Source organism: Aliiroseovarius sp. F47248L (genome assembly GCF_023016085.1).
Taxonomy (GTDB): domain Bacteria; phylum Pseudomonadota; class Alphaproteobacteria; order Rhodobacterales; family Rhodobacteraceae; genus Aliiroseovarius.
Map to the genome: position 1 here is coordinate 1,166,410 of NZ_JALKBF010000001.1, position 24,554 is coordinate 1,190,963.

General features: G+C 57.7%; 26 protein-coding genes. 16 read left to right on the plus strand and 10 right to left on the minus strand.

Going from position 1 to position 24,554, the window contains the following annotated elements; genetic code table 11:
* Positions 1-23 precede the first annotated feature (23 nt).
* The 4 genes from MWU51_RS05790 to MWU51_RS05805 all read left to right on the plus strand — a co-directional run bounded on the left by MWU51_RS05790 (position 24) and on the right by MWU51_RS05805 (position 4,559).
* Positions 24-2,912: a helicase-related protein gene (locus MWU51_RS05790; RefSeq protein WP_247035552.1), complete on the plus strand. Its 2,889-nt coding sequence runs from the start codon at positions 24-26 to the stop codon at positions 2,910-2,912.
* Between the two features lie 75 nt (positions 2,913-2,987).
* The gene (locus tag MWU51_RS05795; RefSeq protein ID WP_247035554.1) at positions 2,988-3,362 is read left to right on the plus strand and encodes an RNA-binding S4 domain-containing protein; all 375 of its coding nucleotides are present in this window, start codon (positions 2,988-2,990) and stop codon (positions 3,360-3,362) included.
* 49 nt (positions 3,363-3,411) lie between these two features.
* Entirely contained in the window at positions 3,412-3,747 is a 336-nt protein-coding gene (gene fdxA, locus MWU51_RS05800) for a ferredoxin FdxA (RefSeq protein WP_247035556.1), read from the plus strand.
* Between the two features lie 299 nt (positions 3,748-4,046).
* Positions 4,047-4,559 carry a CarD family transcriptional regulator gene (locus MWU51_RS05805; protein WP_247035558.1) on the plus strand — a complete coding sequence of 171 codons (513 nt, stop codon included), beginning with the start codon at positions 4,047-4,049 and terminating at the stop codon, positions 4,557-4,559.
* A 63-nt stretch (positions 4,560-4,622) separates the two neighbouring features.
* Here MWU51_RS05805 and cobS read toward each other — a convergent pair whose 3' ends face one another.
* Positions 4,623-5,411, minus strand: a complete 789-nt coding sequence (cobS, locus tag MWU51_RS05810) for an adenosylcobinamide-GDP ribazoletransferase (RefSeq protein WP_247035561.1) — start codon at positions 5,409-5,411, stop codon at positions 4,623-4,625.
* 80 nt (positions 5,412-5,491) lie between these two features.
* Here cobS and cobT point away from each other — a divergent pair, with 80 nt between their 5' ends.
* Positions 5,492-6,511 carry a nicotinate-nucleotide--dimethylbenzimidazole phosphoribosyltransferase gene (gene cobT / locus MWU51_RS05815; RefSeq protein ID WP_247035562.1) on the plus strand — a complete coding sequence of 340 codons (1,020 nt, stop codon included), beginning with the start codon at positions 5,492-5,494 and terminating at the stop codon, positions 6,509-6,511.
* Positions 6,512-6,516: 5 nt separating this feature from the next.
* Here the strand turns inward: cobT and MWU51_RS05820 are convergent, their stop codons facing one another.
* The gene (locus MWU51_RS05820; protein ID WP_247035564.1) at positions 6,517-7,029 is read right to left on the minus strand and encodes a class I SAM-dependent methyltransferase; all 513 of its coding nucleotides are present in this window, start codon (positions 7,027-7,029) and stop codon (positions 6,517-6,519) included.
* A 69-nt stretch (positions 7,030-7,098) separates the two neighbouring features.
* Positions 7,099-7,560: an Lrp/AsnC family transcriptional regulator gene (locus MWU51_RS05825; protein WP_247035565.1), complete on the minus strand. Its 462-nt coding sequence runs from the start codon at positions 7,558-7,560 to the stop codon at positions 7,099-7,101.
* A gap of 141 nt (positions 7,561-7,701) precedes the next feature.
* Between MWU51_RS05825 and hppD the strand changes: the two genes are divergently transcribed.
* The gene (gene hppD, locus MWU51_RS05830; RefSeq protein WP_247035566.1) at positions 7,702-8,799 is read left to right on the plus strand and encodes a 4-hydroxyphenylpyruvate dioxygenase; all 1,098 of its coding nucleotides are present in this window, start codon (positions 7,702-7,704) and stop codon (positions 8,797-8,799) included.
* 78 nt (positions 8,800-8,877) lie between these two features.
* On the opposite strand, the gene MWU51_RS05835 is transcribed toward hppD, so the two are convergent.
* A complete protein-coding gene (locus tag MWU51_RS05835) occupies positions 8,878-11,796 on the minus strand; it encodes a hypothetical protein (RefSeq protein ID WP_247035567.1) in 2,919 nt (972 codons plus the stop codon).
* A 188-nt stretch (positions 11,797-11,984) separates the two neighbouring features.
* Between MWU51_RS05835 and MWU51_RS05840 the strand changes: the two genes are divergently transcribed.
* Positions 11,985-12,683 carry an SIMPL domain-containing protein gene (locus MWU51_RS05840; protein WP_247035568.1) on the plus strand — a complete coding sequence of 233 codons (699 nt, stop codon included), beginning with the start codon at positions 11,985-11,987 and terminating at the stop codon, positions 12,681-12,683.
* A gap of 69 nt (positions 12,684-12,752) precedes the next feature.
* Here the strand turns inward: MWU51_RS05840 and MWU51_RS05845 are convergent, their stop codons facing one another.
* Positions 12,753-14,045 (minus strand): O-acetylhomoserine aminocarboxypropyltransferase/cysteine synthase family protein, encoded by a 1,293-nt coding sequence (locus tag MWU51_RS05845; protein WP_247035569.1) that lies wholly within the window; start codon positions 14,043-14,045, stop codon positions 12,753-12,755.
* 180 nt (positions 14,046-14,225) lie between these two features.
* Here MWU51_RS05845 and MWU51_RS05850 point away from each other — a divergent pair, with 180 nt between their 5' ends.
* Positions 14,226-14,639: a VOC family protein gene (locus MWU51_RS05850; protein ID WP_247035570.1), complete on the plus strand. Its 414-nt coding sequence runs from the start codon at positions 14,226-14,228 to the stop codon at positions 14,637-14,639.
* Between the two features lie 216 nt (positions 14,640-14,855).
* Entirely contained in the window at positions 14,856-15,062 is a 207-nt protein-coding gene (locus MWU51_RS05855; RefSeq protein WP_242111999.1) for a cold-shock protein, read from the plus strand.
* 99 nt (positions 15,063-15,161) lie between these two features.
* On the opposite strand, the gene MWU51_RS05860 is transcribed toward MWU51_RS05855, so the two are convergent.
* Positions 15,162-16,175, minus strand: coding sequence for a hypothetical protein (locus tag MWU51_RS05860; protein ID WP_247035572.1), 1,014 nt, complete (start codon positions 16,173-16,175; stop codon positions 15,162-15,164).
* 167 nt (positions 16,176-16,342) lie between these two features.
* Here MWU51_RS05860 and MWU51_RS05865 point away from each other — a divergent pair, with 167 nt between their 5' ends.
* Positions 16,343-16,756, plus strand: coding sequence for a hypothetical protein (locus MWU51_RS05865; RefSeq protein ID WP_247035573.1), 414 nt, complete (start codon positions 16,343-16,345; stop codon positions 16,754-16,756).
* 18 nt (positions 16,757-16,774) lie between these two features.
* Here MWU51_RS05865 and MWU51_RS05870 read toward each other — a convergent pair whose 3' ends face one another.
* The 4 genes from MWU51_RS05870 to MWU51_RS05885 form a co-directional block, all read right to left on the minus strand.
* Positions 16,775-17,269, minus strand: coding sequence for a flavin reductase family protein (locus tag MWU51_RS05870; protein WP_247035574.1), 495 nt, complete (start codon positions 17,267-17,269; stop codon positions 16,775-16,777).
* A 146-nt stretch (positions 17,270-17,415) separates the two neighbouring features.
* Positions 17,416-18,474, minus strand: a complete 1,059-nt coding sequence (locus MWU51_RS05875; RefSeq protein WP_247035575.1) for a YeeE/YedE family protein — start codon at positions 18,472-18,474, stop codon at positions 17,416-17,418.
* A gap of 100 nt (positions 18,475-18,574) precedes the next feature.
* The gene (locus MWU51_RS05880) at positions 18,575-18,940 is read right to left on the minus strand and encodes a metalloregulator ArsR/SmtB family transcription factor (RefSeq protein WP_247035576.1); all 366 of its coding nucleotides are present in this window, start codon (positions 18,938-18,940) and stop codon (positions 18,575-18,577) included.
* Between the two features lie 132 nt (positions 18,941-19,072).
* The gene (locus MWU51_RS05885) at positions 19,073-19,495 is read right to left on the minus strand and encodes a thioredoxin family protein (RefSeq protein ID WP_247035577.1); all 423 of its coding nucleotides are present in this window, start codon (positions 19,493-19,495) and stop codon (positions 19,073-19,075) included.
* Between the two features lie 84 nt (positions 19,496-19,579).
* Here MWU51_RS05885 and MWU51_RS05890 point away from each other — a divergent pair, with 84 nt between their 5' ends.
* The 6 genes from MWU51_RS05890 to soxB all read left to right on the plus strand — a co-directional run bounded on the left by MWU51_RS05890 (position 19,580) and on the right by soxB (position 24,465).
* Positions 19,580-20,317: a cytochrome c biogenesis CcdA family protein gene (locus MWU51_RS05890; RefSeq protein WP_247035578.1), complete on the plus strand. Its 738-nt coding sequence runs from the start codon at positions 19,580-19,582 to the stop codon at positions 20,315-20,317.
* Between the two features lie 187 nt (positions 20,318-20,504).
* Entirely contained in the window at positions 20,505-20,975 is a 471-nt protein-coding gene (gene soxX, locus MWU51_RS05895; protein WP_247035579.1) for a sulfur oxidation c-type cytochrome SoxX, read from the plus strand.
* A 38-nt stretch (positions 20,976-21,013) separates the two neighbouring features.
* Positions 21,014-21,430, plus strand: a complete 417-nt coding sequence (soxY, locus tag MWU51_RS05900) for a thiosulfate oxidation carrier protein SoxY (protein WP_247035581.1) — start codon at positions 21,014-21,016, stop codon at positions 21,428-21,430.
* A gap of 18 nt (positions 21,431-21,448) precedes the next feature.
* A complete protein-coding gene (gene soxZ, locus MWU51_RS05905) occupies positions 21,449-21,778 on the plus strand; it encodes a thiosulfate oxidation carrier complex protein SoxZ (protein ID WP_247035584.1) in 330 nt (109 codons plus the stop codon).
* 27 nt (positions 21,779-21,805) lie between these two features.
* On the plus strand, positions 21,806-22,657 hold the full coding sequence (gene soxA / locus MWU51_RS05910; protein WP_247035586.1) for a sulfur oxidation c-type cytochrome SoxA: 852 nt from the start codon (positions 21,806-21,808) through the stop codon (positions 22,655-22,657).
* Positions 22,658-22,767: 110 nt separating this feature from the next.
* Positions 22,768-24,465 (plus strand): thiosulfohydrolase SoxB, encoded by a 1,698-nt coding sequence (gene soxB, locus MWU51_RS05915; RefSeq protein ID WP_247035588.1) that lies wholly within the window; start codon positions 22,768-22,770, stop codon positions 24,463-24,465.
* Positions 24,466-24,554 lie beyond the last annotated feature (89 nt).

Below are 24,554 nucleotides of genomic sequence, written 5' to 3' on the forward strand. Positions count from 1 at the left end.
CGATACGGACGGAAGGGCAGAACATGGTCTCGGACAGCGCGCGGGGTGGCCCGCGGATCACTGCCGTGCTTGGCCCGACCAACACTGGCAAAACCCACTACGCGCTTGACCGGATGCTGGGCTATCGCACTGGCGTCATTGGCTTGCCGCTGCGCCTTCTGGCGCGCGAGGTGTATGACAAGCTGGTGGCCCTTCGTGGTCCCAATGCGGTTGCGCTGGTCACCGGCGAAGAACGCATCGTGCCCGAACGCGCGCAATACTGGGTTGCCACGGTCGAGGCGATGCCGCTTGGTCTTGGCGCCGATTTCGTGGCCATTGACGAAATCCAACTCTGCGCCGACCCGGAGCGCGGCCATGTATTCACCGATCGACTGCTGCATATGCGCGGCACGCAGGAAACACTGTTCATGGGGTCCGACACGATGCGCAGCGCCATCGCAGGCTTGGTGCCCGAGGTGCAGTTCCTGTATCGCGAACGGTTTTCCGAGCTTGTACATTCCGGCTCGAAGAAACTCAGCCGGATGCCGGGACGGTCGGCGATTGTGGGGTTCTCGGTCGATAACCTCTACGCCATTGCTGAACTGATGCGCCGCCAAAAAGGGGGCGTGGCTGTGGTCATGGGCGCGCTTTCACCGCGCACACGCAACGCACAGGTCGAGATGTATCAGAATGGCGAGGTCGATTACCTGATCGCCACCGATGCCATCGGCATGGGGTTGAACCTTGATATTGACCATGTCGCTTTCTCGGCCCTGTCGAAATTCGACGGCCACCGGATGCGCGATCTTGCTCCCAACGAGCTTGCGCAGATCGCCGGGCGGGCAGGGCGCTATATGAAACACGGCTCGTTCGGGGTGACGGGGGAAGCCGCCCCGATGACGGATGCGGTGGCCGAGGCGATCACCTCGCATTCCTTTACCCCGATCCGAAAGCTGTGCTGGCGAAATGGAGATCTGAGCTTTGGCAATGTTCAGGCGCTTATCCGCTCACTTGAAATGTCGACCACTAACAGTTGGCTGACGCGGGCGCGGGACGCGGACGATGTAGTGGCCCTGAAGATGCTGGCAGAGGACGCCGAGGTTGTCGCGCGCACCACGGGCGGACGCTCGGTCGGGCTTCTATGGGATGTGTGCCGCCTGCCTGATTTTCGCGGTATCAGCCATGCAGAACACGCCGGTCTGATCACTAGTCTGTTCAGCGACATTCATCAACACGGGCGGGTGCGAGAAGACTGGTTTGCCCGGCAAGTAAAGCGAATTGACCGCGCGGACGGCGATATCGACACGCTTTCCAAACGCTTGGCTTATATTCGGACATGGACATATGTTGCGCAACGGCGCGATTGGCTGGATGATGTTGCCCATTGGCGCGGAGAGACTCGTGCTGTAGAAGATCGCCTGTCGGATGCACTACACAGCGCATTGACCAAAAGATTTGTAGATCGCCGCACCTCGGTTTTGCTGCGGCGGTTGAAACAGAAGGAGAGCCTCGTGGCTGACGTGAATGACAAAGGTGAAGTGACGGTAGAGGGACAATTCGTTGGCCGATTGAACGGGTTTCAGTTCAGTCAGGACAGTGCCCAAAGCCCGGAAGAGGCGAAGACCCTTCGCGCAGCGAGCCTGAAGGCGCTTGCGCCCGAGTTTCACCTGCGTGCCGATCGGTTCTATAACGCGCCGGATACCGAGCTTGATTTCACCGAACAGGGCGGCCTGATGTGGGGCGAGTTGGCGGTTGGTAAGCTGGTCAAAGGCGACGAGCTTTTGAAACCACGTGTGCAAGCCTTCGTCGATGAAGAGGCGGGCACTGATGTGTCCGAGAAGGTCGCGCGTCGGTTGCAGCATTTCATCGACCGCAAGGTGCAAGCCTTGTTCGAACCGCTGACCACCATTGAAAAAGACGAGACTCTGACCGGTCTGGCCCGTGGTTTTGGCTTCCGCATGATCGAAGCGCTGGGGATTATCCCGCGTGATCAGGTGGCGCAGGAAGTCAAAGATCTGGATCAGGATGCACGATCCGCCTTGCGCAAGCACGGTGTTCGCTTCGGTCAATTCACGATCTTTATGCCGTTGCTTCTGAAGCCCGCTCCAACCCGGTTGCGTCTGGTTTTGGATAGCCTGTTCAAAGACTTGTCCGAGTTTCCTGAATCACCTCCGCCCGGTCTTGTGACCATCCCGGTTGTCGATGGTGTAGATCGCTCGGCTTATATGTTGGCAGGCTATCGCCCCGCGGGCGCCCGCGCAATTCGGATCGATATGCTGGAACGTCTGGCCGATCAACTGCGCGCCGAAGACAGCCGAGGCGGGTTCGAAGCCAAGGCCGACATGCTGTCGATCACCGGCATGACGCTGGAGCAGTTCGCGGACCTGATGCAGGGGCTTGGTTATAATGCCGAGAAAGCCGAACGGGTGAAAGTGAAAGCACCGGCGGTAGAGGTCGACGTGAAAGCCGACGGCGGCACGCCTGAAGAAGTTCCCGCGCAGACTCCTGCGGAAACACCAGTTCAGTCACCCGACGAAGCGCCGGTTGAAACGCCCGCCGAAGTACCGGTAGAGCAGCCCGGTGAAACGCCGACTGAGCCGCCCGCAGAGGTGCCAACCGAAACTTCGGTAGAAGGTACAGAAGCCCCAGAAACCGAAGCGTTTTATACATTTACTTGGCGCGGATTTGGTCGCGCCCGAGGTGGCAAACCACGCGGTGAACATGCGCAGGGTGATCGGCCACGTGGCAAACAAGGTGGCAAGCAGTCTGGTAAGCCCGGAGGCAAACCTGGTAGCAAACCTGCCCGGGGCGGTCCGCGCAAAGGTCCGCGCGACAATAAACCCAAAAGCTATCAGTCTGGCCCGAGAAAAGAAAAAGCCATCGACCCGGACAACCCTTTCGCCGCTTTGCTGGCGCTGAAAGAAAAGAACTGATTGGCGGGTCGGAACGACAATACAGCATCCGGGGGAAGGGGAACCACCCCATCCCCTGATACGCTTGGCCCAAAGATGCGTGCGGACAAATGGTTGTGGCACGCGCGGTTCTTCAAAACGCGCGGGCTGGCTACCAAATTGATCGCGGCGGGGCATCTGCGGGTCAACAGAGACAAGGTTTCCAAACCGTCCTTCGGCGTTGGAACCAATGATGTACTGACCTTTCTACAAGGCCGTCAGGTTCGGGTGATACGAATCCTTGCGCTGTCAACGCGACGCGGCCCGGCACCCGAGGCGCAAAGTCTTTACGATGATCTTGATCCGCCGAGTGTGGCCAAGAACACTGTTCCCGACCTGTCAGACCCCATGCCCCAGTCAGACCGCAAAGGGCGTCCGACGAAGAAAGATCGTCGCAGCTTGGATCTTTCGCGCAAGCGATACCTTGAATGATCGCGTCGCCTGCCATATTGGGTGCTGTATGCCAAAGTGAGGTGTCATCATGACCTATGTCGTCTTAGACAATTGTATCGCCTGCAAATACACGGATTGTGTGGAAGTCTGCCCCGTAGATTGTTTCTATGAAGGCGAGAATATGCTGGTGATCCACCCCGATGAATGCATCGACTGTGGCGTCTGTGAACCGGAATGCCCCGCTGATGCAATCCGTGCCGACACTGAGCCGGGAACCGAAAGCTGGGTTGAGTTCAACCGTAAGTATTCCGAGCTTTGGCCGGTGATCATCGAACGCAAAGATCCCTTGCCGGGCGCGGAAGAGCGGGACGGTGAAGAAGGTAAAATGCAAAAATACTTCTCGGAAGCTCCCGCGGAACAGTGATTCGAATTTGGCGCTGAGTTGCGTTGGATTGTCTGTTATTTGACCGTCGGTCAGTAAGTCAACATTCTGAGATAGAAGAGAAAATCCCACCTGCCGCACTGCGGCGCTTTCGCGGTGCCGTTTTTTGTGGTATGATGGGGTAGATTTTGTTGGGGCAAGCAACGCCGGAACACGGCGAGACGTACCGAAAATGATATACAGCCGACGGGTATCCATGTGCCCTGCGGTTTTTTTTATCGCCCGGTCAAAAAATGCCCGCCCAGCAGAAAAAAGCAACAATTACGCGAAGGATGCGTCGTATGAGTAAGAAAAAGCTGGATTTCCGCCCGAACGAATATGTCGTCTATCCCGCTCATGGGGTCGGTCAGATCGTTTCGATTGAAGAGCAGGAAGTCGCTGGGATTTCGTTGGAGCTGTTTGTCATTTCGTTCGAAAAAGACAAGATGACTCTGCGGGTTCCGACCCACAAGGCCACCGAGGTCGGCATGCGCAATCTTGCCAGCCCGGACGAAGTGTCGGATGCGATGAAAACCCTGAAAGGTAAGGCCCGCGTCAAGCGCGCGATGTGGTCGCGCCGTGCCCAAGAATACGAGCAAAAGATCAACTCGGGCGATTTGATCGCGATTGCCGAGGTTGTGCGCGATCTGCACCGCACCGACGATCAGCGCGAGCAAAGCTATTCCGAGCGTCAGCTTTACGAAGCGGCGCTGGAACGCCTTACCCGAGAAGTCTCGGCTGTGGGTGGAGGCGATGAGTTGGCCGCGCAGAAAAAGATTGGTGACGTGCTGCAATCCCGCGCGGCGGCAGCATAAGCGACCCACTCAATCAATTTTAACCGCCGTCTGCATTTGTCAGGCGGCGGTTTTCGTTTGGGGTTAGCTGAACAAGGCGGCGAACACTGCAAGTGCGGCGATCTCAGCAACCTGTTGGCTGGCCCCCAGAATGTCGCCGGTTTGGCCTCCGATTTTCTGCCGGGCAATGACGGCAAGGATCACCATGCTTAAACCGACCCAGAAGAACAGGGCGATAATGGCGTAGGGGGTCAGGACCAAGGCTGTCAAAAGGGTGCATCCAACGGCAAGAAGCAAGGTGTTCTGGGACACCCGTCCGACGGATTGGGACAGACCGGTGTTACGCGCATTTGGCAGGGCAAACATCAACACCACCATCGGAGTCCTGCTGACGATTCCGACCACCAGCAGCGCCCAGAACGCGCCATCAGAGGACAGGATGACCGCCAAAGATGCGGCGCGCAACCCGAGCGACAGCACCAAAGCAATCACGCCATAGGCGCCGATGCGGCTATCTTTCATGATCTCTAATCTGCGTGCCTGGGTCACACCGCCCCACAGCCCATCGGCAGTATCTGCCAGCCCGTCTTCGTGCATTGCACCGGTGATCATCGCCTGCGCCACCAATGCGACCAGAGCAGCCCACAGCGCGGGAAGACCAAACCCGAGGGCAGTGAACCCGACCAGAGCGCCCAATCCGGCTGGAATCACGCCAACAAGCGGCCACGCCCAAGCAGACCGCGCCCCACGCCTGACGGCTGCATCAGTATCCAGCCGGATCGGCAACCGAGTCAAAAGCCCAACCGCTGCCGAGAAATCCACATGCGTGGCTAGGGCATCGTCATCAGAAGGGCTTGTGTCGTCTTTGGTCATATTTGGTCTTTTGCGGTCTGGTTGCGGTCCACCGCCATGGGTAAAGAGAGAGGCATCGGGAATCAATCGGGAACCACGCCATGACCACCACGCCTTTCGCAACCCTTGCCGCGTTCAGAACCCTGCTTGCAGAGGCGTCAGGACCCGACACAGCGGCCCATGCGGCGGCAGAGGAGCGCAACGGTCAGCTGACCAAACCTCCCGGAGCTCTGGGGCGGCTGGAAGAACTGGCCATTTGGTATGGCAGTTGGCGCGGTACCGGGCGCCCGGAAATCAAAGCGCCTCAGGTCATTGTTTTTGCGGGCAATCATGGCGTAACGGCGCAGGGCGTTTCCGCCTTTCCGGCAGAGGTGACCGAACAGATGGTTCTGAACTTCCAGCACGGCGGGGCAGCGATCAACCAGTTGTCCAAGACGTTCGGTGCCAAGATGGATGTATATGCGCTGTCTCTGGATCGGCCGACAGCGGATTTCACCCAAGGCCCAGCGATGAGCGAAGAAGAACTGGTCGAGGCGTTGCTGATAGGCTGGAACGCGGTTGATGCAGACACCGACCTTCTGGTCACGGGCGAGATGGGGATTGGCAATACCACATCTGCCGCCGCAATTGCACATGCGTTGTTTGGCGGAGAAGCGCGTGATTGGGTCGGGCGTGGCACCGGCGTGGATGATGCGGGCGTTGCATTGAAAGCGCGGGTCGTGGCCGACGGTCTGGCGAAAAATCCCACGGCAAACGGGGATGGGGCCGAAGCACTGCGCTGCCTTGGTGGACGTGAACTGGCCGCAATGGTAGGGGCCATCGCACGCGCCCGGGTAGACCACATTCCAGTGATCATCGACGGTTTCATCTGTTCAGCAGCGGCGGCGTGTCTGCATCAGATTTCGGATACCGCCCTTGATCACACTGTTGCGGGTCACGCTTCGGCCGAGGCCGCACATGGACGCGTTCTGTCCGCGCTGGGGAAAGAACCACTTCTATCGCTGGGCATGCGTCTGGGCGAAGGGTCGGGGGCAGCGTTGGCCATCGGCATTCTGCAAGGCGCGGTTGCGTGCCATTCGGGCATGGCAACCTTTGCCGAGGCGGGCGTGGCAGACGGATAACTCGGTCATGTCCGGCGCATGAACAGATAGCCGGATTGACGAACCTCAGTTGCCAAAGCTGCAGGGTGTGCGGCCACTGTCCGTTCGAAATCCGCGATGTTCGACGGTTCATCCGCGATCAGCAGCCAACCTCGATCCGCTAGGTGATCCAACAGCCGGGCGAGCACATCAAGCCGAACGGATCGCGTCAGCATGTGAAGTGTCCGGTCGATCAGGATCACGTCAAATACACCGTCTGGCTGGTAGGTTATGATGTCAGCAACCACGCCTTCGACATTTAGATTTTCCCGCCGCGCCGCCGCTTCAAGATCGCGAATACCATGGGGTGAGATGTCCACACCCACGACGACATGCCCTTGTCGCGCGATGAACAGCGCGTCGCGACCCTGTCCGCATCCCACGTCCAGAACGCGGGCAGGCGGAACCTTCAACTGATCAAAGAACCGGGTGATGGTCTCGGTGGGTGGGCCAAGCGCATCTGGGGTCTTTCTGTAGAGTTTGTCGTATTCATATGCCATGGGCCCAGCGGTAATAGATGCCGAGCGAGATGGCCAAGTGAAATATTTTGTGATCGGTCTTGGGTCCGGCTAACCATGATCCGTCGGCAGTGGCGTGTCTTGCTTGACGTGATCCAACACGATCTGGCTTTGCACCCGCGCGACGGATGGGTGCGGTAGTAAAACCTCATGGATCAGTACGTTCAAGGCTGACAGGTCGCTGCAGTAAACCCGCATCAGGTAGTCAGAGTTGCCAGTCAGGGTCCAAACCGATGTGATCTCATTGCGTAAGTTGACCAGCCGCAGAAAGGCGCGCGCGGCTTCCGGGGATTGGCTTTCCATTTGCACCTGCACGAAGGCCTGCACCTGCAATCCAAGCCGTGCAGGATCAAGACGCGCAGAATACGCGCGGATATAGCCCTGTTCCTCGAGTCGCGCGCGCCTGCGTCCGGCCTGACTGGGCGACAGGTTCAGATACTCGCCCAAATCCTGCGCTGTCATCTGGGCGTTTTGCTGTAACGCTTTCAGAAGTTTTCGGTCTGTTTCGTCCATATGCGTAAATACCGCGATATTTGTTTCTATGTGCGATAAGTACGCAAATAATAAAGCCTATCATGCAAAGAATGCGCGAAACTATCAAGTCAAATGCAGGATATTCACTCTATAACGTGTTAACGAACAGGAGTGAGCCCAATGGGTCCGTTTCCACATGATGCGCCACGCGCAGACATCAGTGATAAGAACCCCGCCGGAACTGACGGGTTTGAATTTGTCGAATTTGCCCATCCCGATCCGCAGGAGCTGCGTGATCTGTTCACCAAAATGGGGTTTGAGCACACCGCCAACCACAAGACCCGCAAGATCGAGCTGTGGCAGCAGGGTGATGTCAGCTATCTGATCAACATTGAACCGGGCAGCCACGCGGCGGAGTTCATCGCCGAACATGGCCCCTGTGCGCCGTCGATGGGTTGGCGCGTCGTCAATGCGCAGCACGCGTTTGACCACGCCGTCAAGATGGGTGCCAAGCCTTACGAGGGCGTCGGCAAGGCGATGGATGTGCCCGCGATCTACGGCATCGGCGGGTCTCTGATCTATTTCATCGACCAGTATTTTGACACCAGCGCCTACAACGACGAATTTGACTGGATATCGAATGCCCACCCGAAAGGGGTCGGCTTCTATTACCTCGATCACCTGACGCACAATGTGTTCAAGGGGAACATGGATGTCTGGTTCAAGTTCTATGGCAATCTATTCAACTTCGAAGAAATCCGCTTCTTCGACATTCAGGGCAAACATAGCGGACTGTTCAGCCGCGCGCTGACCTCGCCTTGTGGCAAGATCCGCATTCCGATCAACGAGGACCGCGGCGAAAAAGGCCAGATCGTTGCCTATCTTGAGAAATACAAAGGCGAAGGCATTCAACACATCGCTGTTGGCACCGAAAACATCTATGAGTCAGTGGACGAGATTGCCGGGCGCGGTCTGAAATTTATGCCCGGCCCGAACGAGACATACTACGACATGTCCTATGACCGCGTGAAAGATCACGAGGAACCCAAGGACAAGATGATGAAGCACGGCATCCTGATCGACGGCGAAGGCGTTGTCGGCGGGGGCGAGACGCGCATCCTGCTGCAAATCTTCTCGAAAACCGTGATTGGTCCGATCTTCTTTGAGTTCATTCAGCGCAAAGGTGATGACGGGTTTGGCGAAGGGAACTTCAAAGCTCTGTTTGAATCCATCGAGCGTGAGCAGATCGAAAACGGAGAGTTGGGCGACGTTGCCTGATCCAAAGACACCCAAGGAACGATGCCTTGGCCGAGAATAAGAACGCCCGGTGGTCGGATCATCGGGCGTTTTGCTTGCTCAGCTAAACGGCAGGACTTCCAAAGTGACCGACCGCGAACCCTTTTTATAAATCAGCGCGGTAGAAGAGATCGACACGACCTTGCCGCCATCCAGTCGGCTGCCGACGCCAACTTTCTGATATCGACCCGAAGGCAGGCGCACCAACGCGCGACGTGACGAGGCTGATCCATAGATTCCGATCAGGCTGATCTTGCGGAGGTTGATCGCGTTCTTGATCGTAGCCTGTTTGGCAACCGAGGTGCGTGTCGGAATGCTGGGCGTCACGCTTTGCTGCGGTGACGCCGCTGCCACCGCGACCGAACCATCGGATGCGTCAGAACGCGCTGCGTTGCTGCGCGCGACGATCTTGTTAAACCCGGACGGCCGGTGTCGTGGCTCGCGCGAGGTGGTGATGGCTTGCTCCGTCGGGGCAACAACAGCCGCCGTCGAAGGATTGCCTGCGGCGGCATTCTCTTCCAGATCTGCATCCAGTGCAGCGACAATAGCAGCAGCCTGTTCCGCTGCACGGGGCGTGGTCGGGCGCGCACGCGGGCGCAGCACGGCCAGTTCGGTCCGGGTCCGACCGCCCAGTTGCAAACGCTCGTTGCCTTCGATCAGGCCTTCGGGGCGCGCGCGCGGGCGGATGCGCGGCTGGGCCGGAGTGGCGTCGACCGTTTCTTCGACTGTTGGAACAACCGCATCGCTGCCTGGGCGCGGCGCGGGAACGAGGGCGGGTTTTCCGGCAAAGACCATGACGCCATCTGGCGACAACGCGCCCTCGGGCGTTGCGATGACCAAGCCGTCGCTATCCAGCGCAAATGTGGTACCTAGTGGTGGCGGTGGGGCAGTGTTGATTTGCGCCGTTTCACCCGTTGGCAAGTCGATTGCGGGCAGGGCAACCGCATCCTGGACAGCCGTCTCAGGGTCAATTGATGCCACGTAAAGGTCATCCAGATCGGTGGTTTCCGGGCTGGTCATCGGTTCCGGTGCGCGCTGCCAGATACCGGTCGCAGCATAACGGGCTTGTGCTGCTTCGGGTGTCAGGGGATCACGCGCACCTGTCACGCTGCGCGCCTGATCCTCGTCGTTTTCAAGTGCGACATTGGCGTCGTCTTCTTCGCTTTCCTGCGTAAACGTATCCGGATCCGCCGAAATTGCGGCTTCAAACGGATCTTCACGCTCGGGAAACAGCCAAGAAGTGGTGTCGTTTAGAAAAAACATCGACCAGACGGCAACAACAGCCATCAGCAGAAGAAGGCCCAACACTAAAAACAAACCCAGATATTTCGGCTTTCCACCGACGCTTTGGGTTTGTCGTGCACCAAAAACCGTCATGGTTTCCGCTTCGCGGGCCCGTGGGGACGCAACGCGTGGTGGCTTCGCCGTACGCGCCGGTCTTCCTTTGTCGCCGGTCTTTGACGGTGGCGGGGCTATCGCGGTGTCCGTCGGGGCTGTGCCTGTCTCTGAATCCCGTTTTCGGAGCTTCGGAAGTGCAACTTTCGGGCGTGTGTTTTGGGGGCGATCAATTCTTTCGCGGCGGCGGTCTTCGATCTTCAGGGCGGCTTTGCGCCCGAGCTTGCCAGCAGCATCCGCTGCACTTGCCAAACCTGCCGCGCCTTTACGGGCGGCGGACGAGAGTTTTTCAGTGCTTTTGTCACCTGCCGATCTGGCAAGTTCCTTGGGGCGAAAGCGCGGTGGATCAAGGGCAGAATCGTCGCCGAAGACCACTGGCGCAGTGACGGGCACATGGACAGGTTTTTGAACAGGGGGTTCGGGTGGTTCAGATGGTGTCGGAGTTGGCGGCGCTTTGCCGTCAGGTGCGCCACGATCGACACCGAAAGACAGACGCGGTTTGACCTCGATCTCGACAGGATCTGTTGCTTGTTGGTTGGGGGTGGGATCCTCGATACGCCGTGACGAAAAAGTTGGAGCGTCCGGCTCGGGGCGAAGCGCTTTCTCGGCCTCGGGAATGGTGGGTGGCGGAGGCGGTGGCACAATGCCGGACACCTTGGTGCCTCCAGAATCAAGTGTGCCGTCCCTGTCCGACTTATCCTCTTCGACCATCGAAGAGGCTTGTGGTTTGGTTGCTGACGGCATGTCTGCTGGCGTTTCGACCTCAGCCTTGTCGGAGGTCGCAGTCTCTGTGCCGGCTTTTGCGACAGTTGCAGCATCGGGCACTGGCTTAGGTACATGGTCGGATGATGCGTCAGCTGATTTAGAAGGCGCAGGCGCTTTGGTGGCTGGCGCGTCAGGCGTTGGCGGGAAAGGGGCAAGCTCGGGCAGGGCTGTCTCGCCAGTCTGGTCTTTGTCGGCCTTTTTTGACGTCGATGTTTGTGAACGTGCAGATTCCTCGCGCGCGGTCGAGACTGCCTGATTTTTGTCAGAGATGGTCCCGAGCAATTCGGGCACGGGTGCCTGGTCAGGTTCAATGATCACACCGGCGGTGACAAAACCGCTTTTCACCGGACCAAAGAACGCCTCGCCCAAGAAACTGCCGGACGGGCGAGCCACGAAGCAAAGCGGGTTCAGGTTGTGTTCGTTGGCAAAAGCCTCGGCCTCGTCCAGTGTTTCACGCGCCACCACGGCTACATGGACCATCCCATCTTCGTCGGGATCTGCGCGCCAATCGAAGACCAGATCCTCAACATCATACGGGGTCAGGCCCTCCAACCCTTCGCGAATACGGGCTTCGCGCGTGGTGTTATCGGGTCCGGGTGCGGTCAGGGTGGTGTAGAGAAGTTGCGATGACGGGATGATCAGTTTGCACGAAAACCCGCCGCTTTCCAAATCGGCAGCCTTGCGGCGCAACAGATCCAGCCCGCTGGACAGGTCGGGATGTTCCAGTGACACCTCTCCCACCAAAACCCAGCCGCCCTTGCCGCGATGGACAAGACCGATGCCGTCATGGCTGAGATCAAGCGCAAAATTGGGCTTCATATTTTCTGTCGTCCCGCTCTGACCCTACCCGGAGAAATTCCGGAACCCCCGAACGTGCCAAAATACCCACTCACTGGGCGCACCTCTTTGAAACTATAGCAGGTTTTCGCTTATGGAAAGAGCAGGCAACGTTCCCGCCTTGCACATGGCAGATATCGGCGCAAAGTGGCGCAAAACAGGAGAGCAAGATGCGGAAAACGATAGCGATTTTTGGAGTAATGATGGCCTTGACCTCGCCAGTCTGGGCAAGCAGCGATGACGCACGCCTGACTGTCACAGGGCAGGGTATCGCCGAAGTGGTGCCGGACACGGCGCGGATCAGCCTTGGCGTTACGAAAGACGCCGCCGAGGCGGGGGACGCGCTGGATCAGGTCGCGCAGGTCGCACAGGATATCTTTGCCCGCTTGGCTGAACAGGGGATCGAGGCACGCGATATGCAAAGCTCGCAGATCAATCTGTCACCAAAATATGACTACAATCGCAATTCGGACACCCCACCGAAGCTGGTCGGGTTCTCCGCCAATACGACCGTGTCAGTGCGCGTGCGCGACCTGACCAAGCTGGGTCCGATCATGACAGCAGTTACTGCTGATGGGGCCAATCAGCTCAGCGGGTTGCAATTCGATCTTCAGGATCGTGGTCCAGCCGAGGATACGGCGCGCACAAACGCTGTGAAAGACGCGATTTCGCGTGCAAAGGTTCTGGCCGAAGCGGCTGGTGTCACACTGGGGTCTGTCGTTTCGATCCACGAGGGGGGTGGCAGGCAGCCAACGCCGGTCTATGGGCGCATGGCGATGGAGGCCGCGCAATCAGATATGCCGATTGCGGCGGGCGAGCTTGAGATTGGATCGAGCGTGACCATGGTGTTTGAATTGGATCAGGATTGAAGCACAAAGGTCTGATGTAAAATAGAAAAGGCCGCAACTAAAGCGGCCTTTTCTCGTTTGAAGGGTGTCTTATGCAGTGGCTTTGGCCAACGCCTGATCCAAATCGGCGATGATGTCGTCTGCATCTTCGGTCCCGATGGAAATCCGCACAACGTTGGGGGCTGCGCCTGCGGCCTCCAATTGCTCCGGAGACAATTGCCGGTGCGTGGTTGACGCCGAGTGGATGACCAACGATCGTGTGTCGCCAAGGTTGGCGACATGGCTGAACAGTTCCAGACTGTCCACCAGCTTGACGCAGGCGTCATAGCCGCCCTTGATCGCGACGGTGAACAATGCGCCAGCACCTTTCGGGCAGACGGTGGCCACGCGGTGCTTATAGGGCGAGCTGTCCAGCCCGGCATAGGTCACGGCATCCACGCGCGGGTCAGCCTCAAGCCATTTGGCGACTTTCTCGGCGTTTGCGACGTGTTTTTGCATGCGCAGCGACAGGGTTTCGATCCCCATAAGCGTGTAATGTGCCGCTTGCGGGTTCATCGTCATGCCCAGATCGCGCAGGCCAATGGCGATGGAGTGGAAGGTAAAGGCCATCGGGCCGAGTGCTTCGGCAAAGACCAGACCATGATAGGCGGGCTCGGGCTGGCTGAGTGACGGAAATTTGTCGGACGCCATCCAGTCAAACTTGCCCGAATCCACCACGCAGCCGCCCATGACAGTGCCATTGCCGGTCAGGTATTTGGTGGTCGAATGCACAACCAACGTGGCCCCCAGCGAAATCGGGTTGCACAGGTAAGGCGTCGCTGAGGTGTTGTCGACGATCAACGGCACGCCCGCCTTGTCCGAAATCGCGGCAATTGCCGGAATGTCGGTGATATAGCCGCCGGGGTTGGCGATGGATTCGCAGAACACCGCGCGGGTGTTGTCGTCGATGGCAGCGGCCACGGCGGCCTCGTCATCGAAGTCGACGAATCTGGCTTCCCAACCGAAGCGTTTGATTGTCTGGCTGAACTGCGTGACGGTGCCGCCATACAGACGGGTCGACGCAATGATATTCTTGCCCGGACCCATCAAGGGAAACAGCGCCATGATCTGGGCTGCGTGACCGGACGAACAGCACACCGCGCCCGCGCCACCTTCCAGCGCCGCGATGCGGTTTTGCAGCGCTGCAATCGTCGGGTTGGTCAGGCGGGAATAGATGTAGCCCACCTCTTCCAGATTGAAGAGCCGCGCGGCGTGCTCGGCGTCTTTAAAAACATAGGCGGTCGTCTGGTAAATCGGCACCTGACGGGCACCGGTGGCGGGGTCAGGCTCGGTTCCTGCATGAATTTGCAGCGTGTCAAAAGCCAGTTGGCGGTCGTCGGACATGGATGTCTCCCTCGTTTTTGTCGCGCGCAGGCTAGGGGAAAGGGCGCGGGGCTTCAACGGGTCTTGCATCACGTACAGTCTGCTGGGATAGATCGGGGCATCTTGTTTGTCCGAATGCTTTGGGATGGTCCTTTTTCCACGCTCTGATATGGTTTTGAAAAACTTGTTCCGGAGCGTATCATGCCGACCCCATTTCACCTTGCGATAAACGTCACCGATCTGGACGTTGCGCGGACCTTTTATGGTGATCTTCTGGGTTGTGGCGAGGGGCGATCGACAGACACATGGGTTGATTACAGCTTCTTCGGCCATCAACTCAGCCTGCATCTGGGCACGCCATTTGAGACGGCGAACACCGGTAAGGTTGGCGCGCACATGGTGGCGATGCCCCATTTCGGCGTGGTGTTGGCTTATGAAGTCTGGCGCGCGCTGGCCGACCGGCTGGAAGCGGCAGGGACTGAATGGGTGATCCCGCCCACAGTGCGTTTTAACGGCGAACCCGGAGAGCAATGGACCATGTTCTTTCGCGACCCATCTGGCAACCCGATCGAAGTGAAGGGGTTTCGCGATATGTCTCAGGTGTTTGCCGGTTGAACACTGCGGGGGTGACTGAAAGCTTATTATACGCAAATTTCCACCGATTACGCGGACTTAGTGAATAACACTTGTATTTCCGATGGAACGGCCCCATGTAGCACCTGCGACGTTACCACTATCGACTACACTGCTCCTAAAGGCTCAGTCTCTCGATCTTGTACTGACTTTGCCGACCTGCCGCATAACGTGGGCAGACTAACTAGGAGAAAAACGATGGCTAATGGAACCGTCAAATGGTTTAACGCAACTAAAGGCTTTGGCTTTATTGCACCCGAAAGCGGCGGCAAAGACGTGTTTGTACACATCTCGGCTGTTGAACGCGCAGGCCTGACCGGTCTGGCAGACGATCAGAAAGTGACCTTCGACATCGAGCCCGGCCGTGACGGCCGCGAAAGCGCGACGAATATCGCTCTGGCATAAGGATCGGCCCTAGGGCCAATCCCTTTCAGACAAATAAGGCGTATCGGAAACGATACGCCTTTCTCATTTGCGCTGCTTCTTTTGTGCTGGGGCTCCGCCTTACCGCATCCAAAACCCTTCGCGTTTTATTTGGTTGCGGATCTTCTGTTCGCGCCGGGGCAGGGCGTCGCGATCAAACATGGCACGTACCTTCTGGCCGCGCCCCTGATAGATCATCCGTTTCATCGGATTATATTCCTTCAGGATTTTTTTGATTTTGTTAGGTGAAGATGCGGCTTCGATCACATCAATCACCCGGTCGCTTTCGCGCGCATAAGCCAGTGGCAAAACGCGCCAATGACAGGTGACATCACCGTCCAACCGGGCCAATTCTGGCCCCGGGCGCCCGCCGCCAAAGCTTGAGATCACCAAAGGCAAGGCGATCTGATCCAGCCATGGGAAAAGCTCCTGACAGACCAACGCCTCGGGCCGGTCGTCGCGGATCGCCAGCGCATAGTCCAGAAATCGCTGTCCAAAAGCGAGCGGACAAGCGCCGAAGAACCAACCAGCGTTGAAATACATGTAGCGCTGCCAGTATTCGTCCGGATGGCTCAGGTCCAGCGACGCCGCATAATCCAGGTCGAACTTGTCATAAAGCGATTTCCAAGTCTCGCTATAGCCTGGCCCATACAGTTCAACTTTGGGCCATGTCCCTTCGCGCTTCATCGAGGCCGAAGGGCGGGAGAAATCAAACGCCACGTCGGACAGCTTTTCGGTGACCACAGTATCTGTGTCGAAAAAGACAAACGGTTCGCCTTCGGGCAGGGCCAAAAGGGCTTCGACCTTGTTCCCGTTGGGGTAGTCATGGCCGAAATGCCGGTTTTCAAACGGAACGATTTCGGCATCGAGTGCGTCCAGCGCCTCGCGGATATGTGGCTTGATACGAGGATCGTTAGGCCAGTGATCTGTCGGTTGTGGTTCGGCGATACACAGTTTGCCACTAAAATCCGGGTCCGAATGGCGCAAGGATGCGGCAAACAACAACGCCTCGTACGACAGTCTGCCAGCTTGCGCGACGATCACGATGTTGAAATCAGGGCATGATTTTGCCGATTTCCGGGGGGCTTTTGTCATCTGTGCTTTGCCTGCGCTTTTTATTTCGGGCAGTATATGCAGGATGGGGGCGAGTCTGAAAGCGTTTCAGGCAACACGCGGGATTGGCAATCGGGCCGGCCGTATTAAATATCTGCGCATCATATTGTAAATAATAGTTTATCATGTTGATCTTGAAGGAGTTGAGTATGCTGAGAAGATTGATCGCGACGGTCATGCTGGCGGGATTTGCAACGCCGACAATGGCGCAAAACTTCACCACTGCGGATGAAGTGCGGCCAATCCTTGACGCCACCAAGGGCAGTTGGGTTGCGGTGCGCGAATATGACGGCAAGGACCTGCTGTATTTCACGCATCTGCTGGCGTGGCGCTGTGGGTTGGAACAGATCCACTATTCATTGAATGGTCAGCAAGAACGGCAATTCGACGCCGAGCCGTGTTATGAAGACGAACCACAGCCGAATGCGATCAAAGTGGAAGACAAGCTGCCGTATCTGGAGTTTGATTTACAATCAATTGACTTGGTTTCCGTCCGAATTGTCTATGATGATGGCAGCGAAGCGATGACAAGCTATGAGCGTGCGCAGATCATGACGCCTTGACACAGTTGTAGGTGCATATCAGGGCGTGCTGTCGAACCCACCGAACCGGCCGGCATGAAAGGCCAGTGGGCTGCCTTCATGGGCTGTTACGCGATGCACCCGCCCCAAGACGATAGAATGGTCCCCTGCATCAACAACCCGTTCGGTTGTGCAGTCAAAACGGGCAAGGCAAGGCTCGATCACTGGTACACCATGGAAGTCCTCGCGACAGTTCAGGTTCGAAAAATCTTCACCCTGGCGCGCAAAACGGCGGGCGATGTCCGTCTGATCATCACACAGCAAATGGATTGCGAAATGTTCAGCTGTGACAAACGCGTCGTGGCGGGCTGACACTTTGGCGGGGCACCACAGGATTAATGGCGGGTCCAGCGAGACCGATGTAAAGCTGTTCACTGTCATCGCCAATGGACCCCGCATGGATTTCGCGGTCACAATGGTCACGCCCGTGGTAAACAGGCCAAGGGCTGCGCGAAACGCGGCAGCGTGATCCGGGCTTGGCGTGAAGTTGGTCATGACCCTGTGGTTCCCTATCTTCCTGTGCGTCCGATTGCGGGCAACCGGGTCGTTTCAGGGGCGGACCCTAACTTGCGCATAGATGCGTGAAAAGAGCGAATACGGCTCTGTCCATTGAACCAGCCGCGATTTTCATCTTACCTGCCTTATTCGGCTATGGCGAAACCAGAAATTAGTTGTCGCAAGCCAAAGGCAGCACCGGCGATGATCGCCAGAAATGTCACGGGTGCGCCGTAATACAGAATTGCAAATGCGGACAAGCCTTGGCCAATGGAACAGCCAAAGGCGATGACTGCGCCCAGACCCATAATGGCCGCGCCGCCGATTTGCCGTTTCAACTCGCGTGGGTCTTCGCAGGCTTCCCAGCGGAAGTGCCCCTTGAACAGGCTGCCGATGAAGGCACCGACCAAAACGCCTGTCACGCTGCCCACGCCGAAGTTCAGCGCCGACCCGGACGAGGTCATGAGATAAATCATTGTGTCCCCAAGTGGGGCCGAAAAGGTGTGACTTTCCACTGGGATTGGGGAAAACCCGTTGGCAAAGACCCATGCGGTGCCGCCCCATCCGAACACCACCGCCAGACCCGCGACCGCGGCCCAAAAGGCGGTCAGGGGGGCTTGTCGCATCTCTTTGCTGGTGAACATGGAAAGGATCAGGACGGCGCCAATCGTGATGCCGATGGTTGGGGCAGAAAGCCCCAAGAGCGTTTCAAACTTGACCGAAATCGACGGCAACGCCGCAGGATCTGCAGGGGTTTCAGGAAAAGCCATCACTCGCAGACGTGCCAATGGTCCCGAAATAGCCACGTAGGCGGCCAACCCCATCACAACAACGATGACAAAGGCCCGAAGATCGCCGCCTCCTAGCCGCGCCAGCGCGCCGAAACCGCAATTGCCAGACAGGGCCATACCATAGCCGAACAGCAAGCCACCAATGATCGACGCTAGTGGGTTCCAGCCAAGCCGCAGATAAATTGACTCTTCCGGAGGAATAACTCCCACACCAATCAAAAGATGGGCGCCGATCATCGCCACCCCGATCGCAATCCCCCACATCCGCATCCGAAGCGACGATCCGGCATACAGCGCGTCTTCAATGGCGCCCAAAGTGCAGAACCGCCCCAGCCGGGCCGACAGACCCAGCATCACACCGCCAACCAGGCCGATGAGTGCTGCAAGATTGGCGTCACTGATCCAGTCGAACATGGGTGAATGCTCCTGTATCCCGGACCGGGAGTTAAGCCTCCAGCGTTGCGGTCAGCGGCGAAAACTGTGTTCGTTTGCTGCCGGTGGGCGGGGGCGATGACTACTCAGCCGCCTTTTTCACCTCGTCGGACTCTCCGGCCGAACAAAACAGCTCGTAAATAACTTCAAGGATGCGGCGCGGGCGTTCGTCGGTCAGCGAATAATAAATCGTCTTACCGTCGCGGCGTGGGGTCACAAGGCCTTCCAGCCGCAGGCGTGCCAGTTGTTGCGAGACAGCCGCCTGCCGTGCGTGCAGAAGATGTTCCAACTCGGTCACGGATTTTTCACCAGTGACCAGATGGCACAGAATCATCAATCGTCCTTCATGGCTGATGGCTTTCAGAAGGGTCGAGGCGTCGCAGGCGCTGGTCATCATCTTGTCCAGCTCGTCACTTGTCATATCCTCACGGATGACCGGCAATGCCATAGGGTGTCCTTTTCGTTGATACCGCTGATCGCTGTCATATAGACGTATCACGGTTTTTGCAATCTGGGCACGGTGTCGCGCCCATACGGCGTGCTCAGGCAGGCACATTGGACGGCTTGAAATGCGTGTTCCCTAATCGGTCGTCTGGTCGGTTGCCCCGGCCGGGGGCGTGGCATCGGGTGTGAATCCCGTTTTTTCGACCAGCATCACTTTTAGAAGCCCCCAGAAGAAATCCTCGCCCGGATAGCCTTCGATCCGAGCCAATTCACCGCCGTCTTCGATCAGCAGGAAGGTCGGAGTGAACATCACAGGCCGATCCAGAGCAATGCCAAGGCTCTCAGGACCATCTTTGCGGCGCAAATCGTGCAGTTGCACCTTGCGCAGCGGTGCGGCCTTACCTTCGGCGGTCTTGGGATAGATCGCGCCCAGCTCGCGTTCCCATTTGGCGCACCATGGACAGCCGGGTTCTTCGACCATGACCAATTCAGCGGCGAAAGCCGGGATCGGAAACACGCCCAGCAGCAGCGCGGTCAGAACAGCACGAATTCGCGACATAATCTTGATCCTGTATCGGGAAAAGGTTGACCTTGTTTCTATACAACACCTAATTTGAATATGTCCTGATTTCAAGGAATGGTCATGCTCGACATTTCATTTGCTGGAGCGGCCCTAGCCGGGTTGCTGTCTTTCTTTACGCCCTGCATCTTGCCCATGGTGCCGTTTTACCTGTGCTATATGGCTGGCATCTCGATGAACGAGCTGACGGGCGAGGGCCGGATCAGCCAAGGTGCTCAGCGACGGCTCGTGGTGTCTGCTGTTGCCTTCGCTCTTGGCGTAACGACGATTTTCATTCTGCTGGGGCTTGGGGCGACGGCGCTGGGATCGGCTTTCGCTCGGTATAAAGAACCGCTCAGCTATGTCGGGGCGGCGGTTCTGTTGGCGTTCGGCTTGCACTTCCTTGGTATCGTGAAGATCCCGTTTCTGTATCGCGAGGCAAGACTGGAAAGCAAAGCTGCCCCCAGCACGCTGATCGGGGCTTATGTGATGGGGCTGGCCTTCGGGTTTGGCTGGACGCCTTGTGTGGGGCCGGCGTTAGCCTCGATCCTGATGATTGCCTCGGGGATGGGTGATCTGTGGCGCGGCGCGTTGCTGTTGGCGGTCTATGGGCTGGCGATGACGACGCCGTTCGTGATCGCGGCGCTGTTTGCGCGCCCGTTTCTGGCCTGGGCCGGGCGTAATCGCAAGTACCTGCCATGGGTCGAACGCGCGATGGGCGTGATGCTGGTGGTCTTTGCGATTCTGATCGCGACCAACAGCGTGAATGCCATCGGCCAGTTCATGTTGGAGTGGATGCCATGGTTTGGAAATCTGGGCTAAAGCGATAACCCGACCACCTGTTTTTATTGCGGTTTCAGACGCAAGGGCAGGGTATAACGCGCAACATATGCACTGAGACTTCCGATCAGATTTCGCAATAATTCAAAAATTAGAATTTGATGTTGCGGAAATTACTTAGCATGTTACCTTGCACACAGTTGTGCACACAACGGTCATGGGAGGTAACATGAAGCGGACAACGATCACGCTTGTCGCTCTGCTTGCAGGGCTTGGAATGGCGAACGCTGAAACGGTAGCGCCAGCAGACGTAACCTATGAAGAAGGGGCCATTGCCCAGTCTTTGACAGGTGTCGCGGGCAATCCGATGGAAGGCGCCAAAGTCGTATCGACAAAATCACTGGGCAACTGCGTTGCCTGTCACGAAATTACCGATCTGGCCGACGTGCCGTTCCACGGCGAGGTGGGGCCTCTGCTTGACGGCGCTGGCGACCGGTGGAGCGAGGCGGAACTGCGCGGCATCGTGGCGAATGCCAAGATGATGTTCGAAGATTCGATGATGCCGTCGTTCTATAAGACGGATGGATTTACCCGCCTTGGCAATGCCTATACCGGCAAAGCGCATGAAGGCGAAGTTGAACCGCTGCTGACAGCGCAGCAGATCGAAGATGTTGTCGCCTATCTGATGACGCTGCAATAAGCGCACGGATCGGCCAACCCTATCTACAGGAGACACAGATGAAATTCACACGACGTGAAGCTCTGGCACTCGGTCTCGGCGCAACCGCCGTGGCCATGCTGCCGATGCGCGCCGCTGCCGCCGCGGATGAAGCGATTGCCGCCTTTACCGGCGGCGCGGAGATGGGCGAGGGTGGGATCACCCTGACCGCGCCTGAGATTGCCGAGAACGGCAACACTGTTCCGATTTCGGTCGACGCGCCCGGTGCAGAAAGCATCATTGTGCTGGCGGCGGGCAACCCGACACCCGGCGTTGCACAGTTTAACTTTGGCGAAGCGGCTGGCAGTCAGGCAGCCTCGACCCGGATGCGACTGGCAGGCACGCAGGACGTGATCGCCATTGCAAAGATGCCCGATGGCAGCTTCGTGAAGGCGTCATCGACGGTAAAAGTCACCATCGGCGGCTGCGGCGGCTAATCAGAGGAGCTTGAAGACATGGCAAAAGGTGTAAAACCCCGCGTGAAAGTCCCCAAGTCGGCAAGCGCCGGTGAAGTGGTGACCCTGAAGACCCTGATCAGCCACAAGATGGAATCGGGTCAGCGCAAAGACGGCGATGGCAATCTTATCCCGCGCTCGATCATTAACCGTTTCACATGCGAGTTGAACGGCAAGATGGTGATCGACGTGACGCTGGAACCTGCAATCTCGACCAACCCGTATCTTGAATTTGATGCCACTGTTGATGAGGCAGGTGAGTTCAAGTTCACTTGGTATGACGATGACGGCTCGGTCTATGAAGAAACGAAGCCAATTGCAGTCAGCTAAGCACGGCGCAAGGGAGGAGAAACAATAATGAGAAAACTTCACGGCATAGCAGCTTTGGTCGCTGCCTCGTTCACCGGGGCGGCGATTGCCACAGCCGATGAAAACGCCGAATTGATCATCAATGGCGATATCGAAATCGTCACCAAGACCGCAGCACCGGCGCATCTGTCGGATGCGCTGGATGAAGTTATGTCCGGCTGGCGGTTCCGGTCGGATCAGACACAAACCATGCAGATGGATGATTTTGACAATCCCGGCATGCTGGGTGTCGAAAACGGGATGGAAATCTGGTCCACAGTTGACGGATCGGAAGGGAAATCCTGCGCCGATTGCCACGGCGAGCCGGAAGAAATGGCTGGCGTCAAAGCCGTCTATCCCAAATGGAACGAAGAGGCCGGCGAAGTGCGCACCTTGCAGATGCAGGTGAACGATTGTCGTGAAAACCGCATGGGTGCCGAGCCCTGGGGTTACGATAAGTCCGCTGCGATTGACGTCGAGGCGCTTCTGGCGTCTGTTTCGCGTGGTATGCCAGTCAATGTCGCAATTGACGGTCCCGCTCAGTCCACGTGGGAAATGGGAAAAGAGATCTACTATACCCGTTACGGTCAGTTGGAGTTAAGTTGCGCGAATTGCCATGAAAACAACTATGGCAACATGATCCGTGCAGACCACCTGAGCCAAGGCCAGATCAACGGGTTCCCGACCTATCGTTTAAAAAACACCAAGTTGAACGGGTCGCATTCACGCTTCAAGGGCTGCATTCGTGACACCCGCGCCGAGACATTCAGCCCCGGTTCAGACGAGTTCGTTGCACTTGAGCTTTATGTCGCCTCGCGCGGCAACGGTCTGTCGGTCGAAGGGCCATCTGTCCGTAACTAAGTCTTTCGCCCCGTCCGGGTTCATCCGGGCGGGGTTTCTTTTCGTGAACACATTCAAACCTGCGCATGACTTGTGGTCACCAAGGGTTTGAAAGCCAAGGAAAACCGCTCATGATCTCTCGCCGTGATTTTCTTCAGGTCTCGATGGCTGCCTCGGCGCTGTATGGCGCTTCTGGTTTTGGCAACTGGGCGCAATTGGCCGCGCAACAGGCGTTGACGCAGGATGATCTTCTGAAGTTTGACACGTTCGGCAATGTCAGTCTGATCCATATCACCGACATTCACGCGCAACTAAAGCCGATCTTTTTCCGCGAGCCTGAGATCAATCTGGGCGTCGGCCCCGCGAAAGGGCAGATGCCACATGTGACCGGTGCGGATTTCCGGCGCGCCTATGGCATCGAGGACGGATCGCCCTCGGCTTATGCGCTGACGTATAACGACTTTTCGGCTCTTGCCCGCGAATATGGTCGTGTTGGCGGGATGGACCGTGTGGCGACCGTGGTGAACGCCATTCGCGCAGAACGTCCCGATGCGCTGCTGCTGGATGGCGGCGACACGTGGCATGGGTCATACACCTGTCACCACACGCAGGGCCAAGACGTGGTTAATGTGATGAACGCGCTGAAACCCGACGCGATGACCTTCCACTGGGAATTCACGCTGGGATCAGACCGGGTGAACGAGATCGTCGAGGGGCTGCCCTTCGCCGCCCTGGGTCAGAACATCTTTGACGCTGAGTGGGACGAACCGGCCGAGTTGTTCAAGCCCTACAAGTTCTTCGAACGCGGCGGGGTGAAGATCGCGGTAATCGGGCAGGCCTTCCCCTATATGCCGATTGCCAACCCCGGCTGGATGTTCCCTGAATACTCGTTCGGAATTCGCGACGAGAATATGCAAGCGATGGTGGACGAAGTGCGTGCGGCAGGCGCTGAGCTGGTCGTTGTGCTGAGCCATAATGGCTTTGACGTCGACAAGAAAATGGCGGGCAAGGTCAAGGGGATCGACGTGATCCTGTCGGGTCACACCCACGATGCGCTGCCCGAACCCGTGCAGGTCGAACAGACGTTTATCATCGCCTCGGGATCGAACTCGAAATTTGTCAGCCGCGTCGATCTGGATGTGCGCGATGGCAAAATGATGGGCATCCGTCACAAGCTGATCCCGATCTTCGCCGACGTGATCACGCCGGACGCGACCATCACCCAACTGATCGACGACCAACGCGCGCCCTACAAGGCCGAGTTGGAAGAGGTGATCGGCACCACCGACACGCTTCTGTATCGACGCGGCAATTTCAACGGCTCGTGGGACGATCTGATCTGTGACGCGCTGATCAACGAACGCGAGGCGGACATTGCCATGTCGCCCGGTGTGCGTTGGGGGCCGTCGATCCTGCCGGGGCAGGAGATCACGCGCGAAGACATCTGGAACGTGACCTCGATGTCTTACGGCAAGGCCTACCGCACCAAAATGACCGGCGAGTTCATTCACACGATCCTTGAGGATGTGGCCGACAACCTGTTCAACCCCGATCCCTATTACCAGCAGGGCGGTGACATGGTGCGCATCGGTGGTATGGGCTACCGCATCGACATCACCAAGCCGCAAGGCAGCCGCATCACCGAGATGACTTTGCTGAAAACCGGCGAGGCGATTGATCCGGCCAAAAGCTATGTGGTCGCGGGCTGGGCCAGCGTGAACGAAGGCACGGAAGGTCCGCAGATATGGGATGTGGTCGAAAGCCACATCAAGAAACAAGGCACCGTCAAACTGGACCCGAACAACTCGGTCACAGTGGTCGGCGCTTGATCTGACACGGCCCGGAGCAGAGATGCTTCGGGCCATTTTTCCAGCCTATCCATGCACATAGGCGAATATTGAAATGCAAGAGGAGAGAT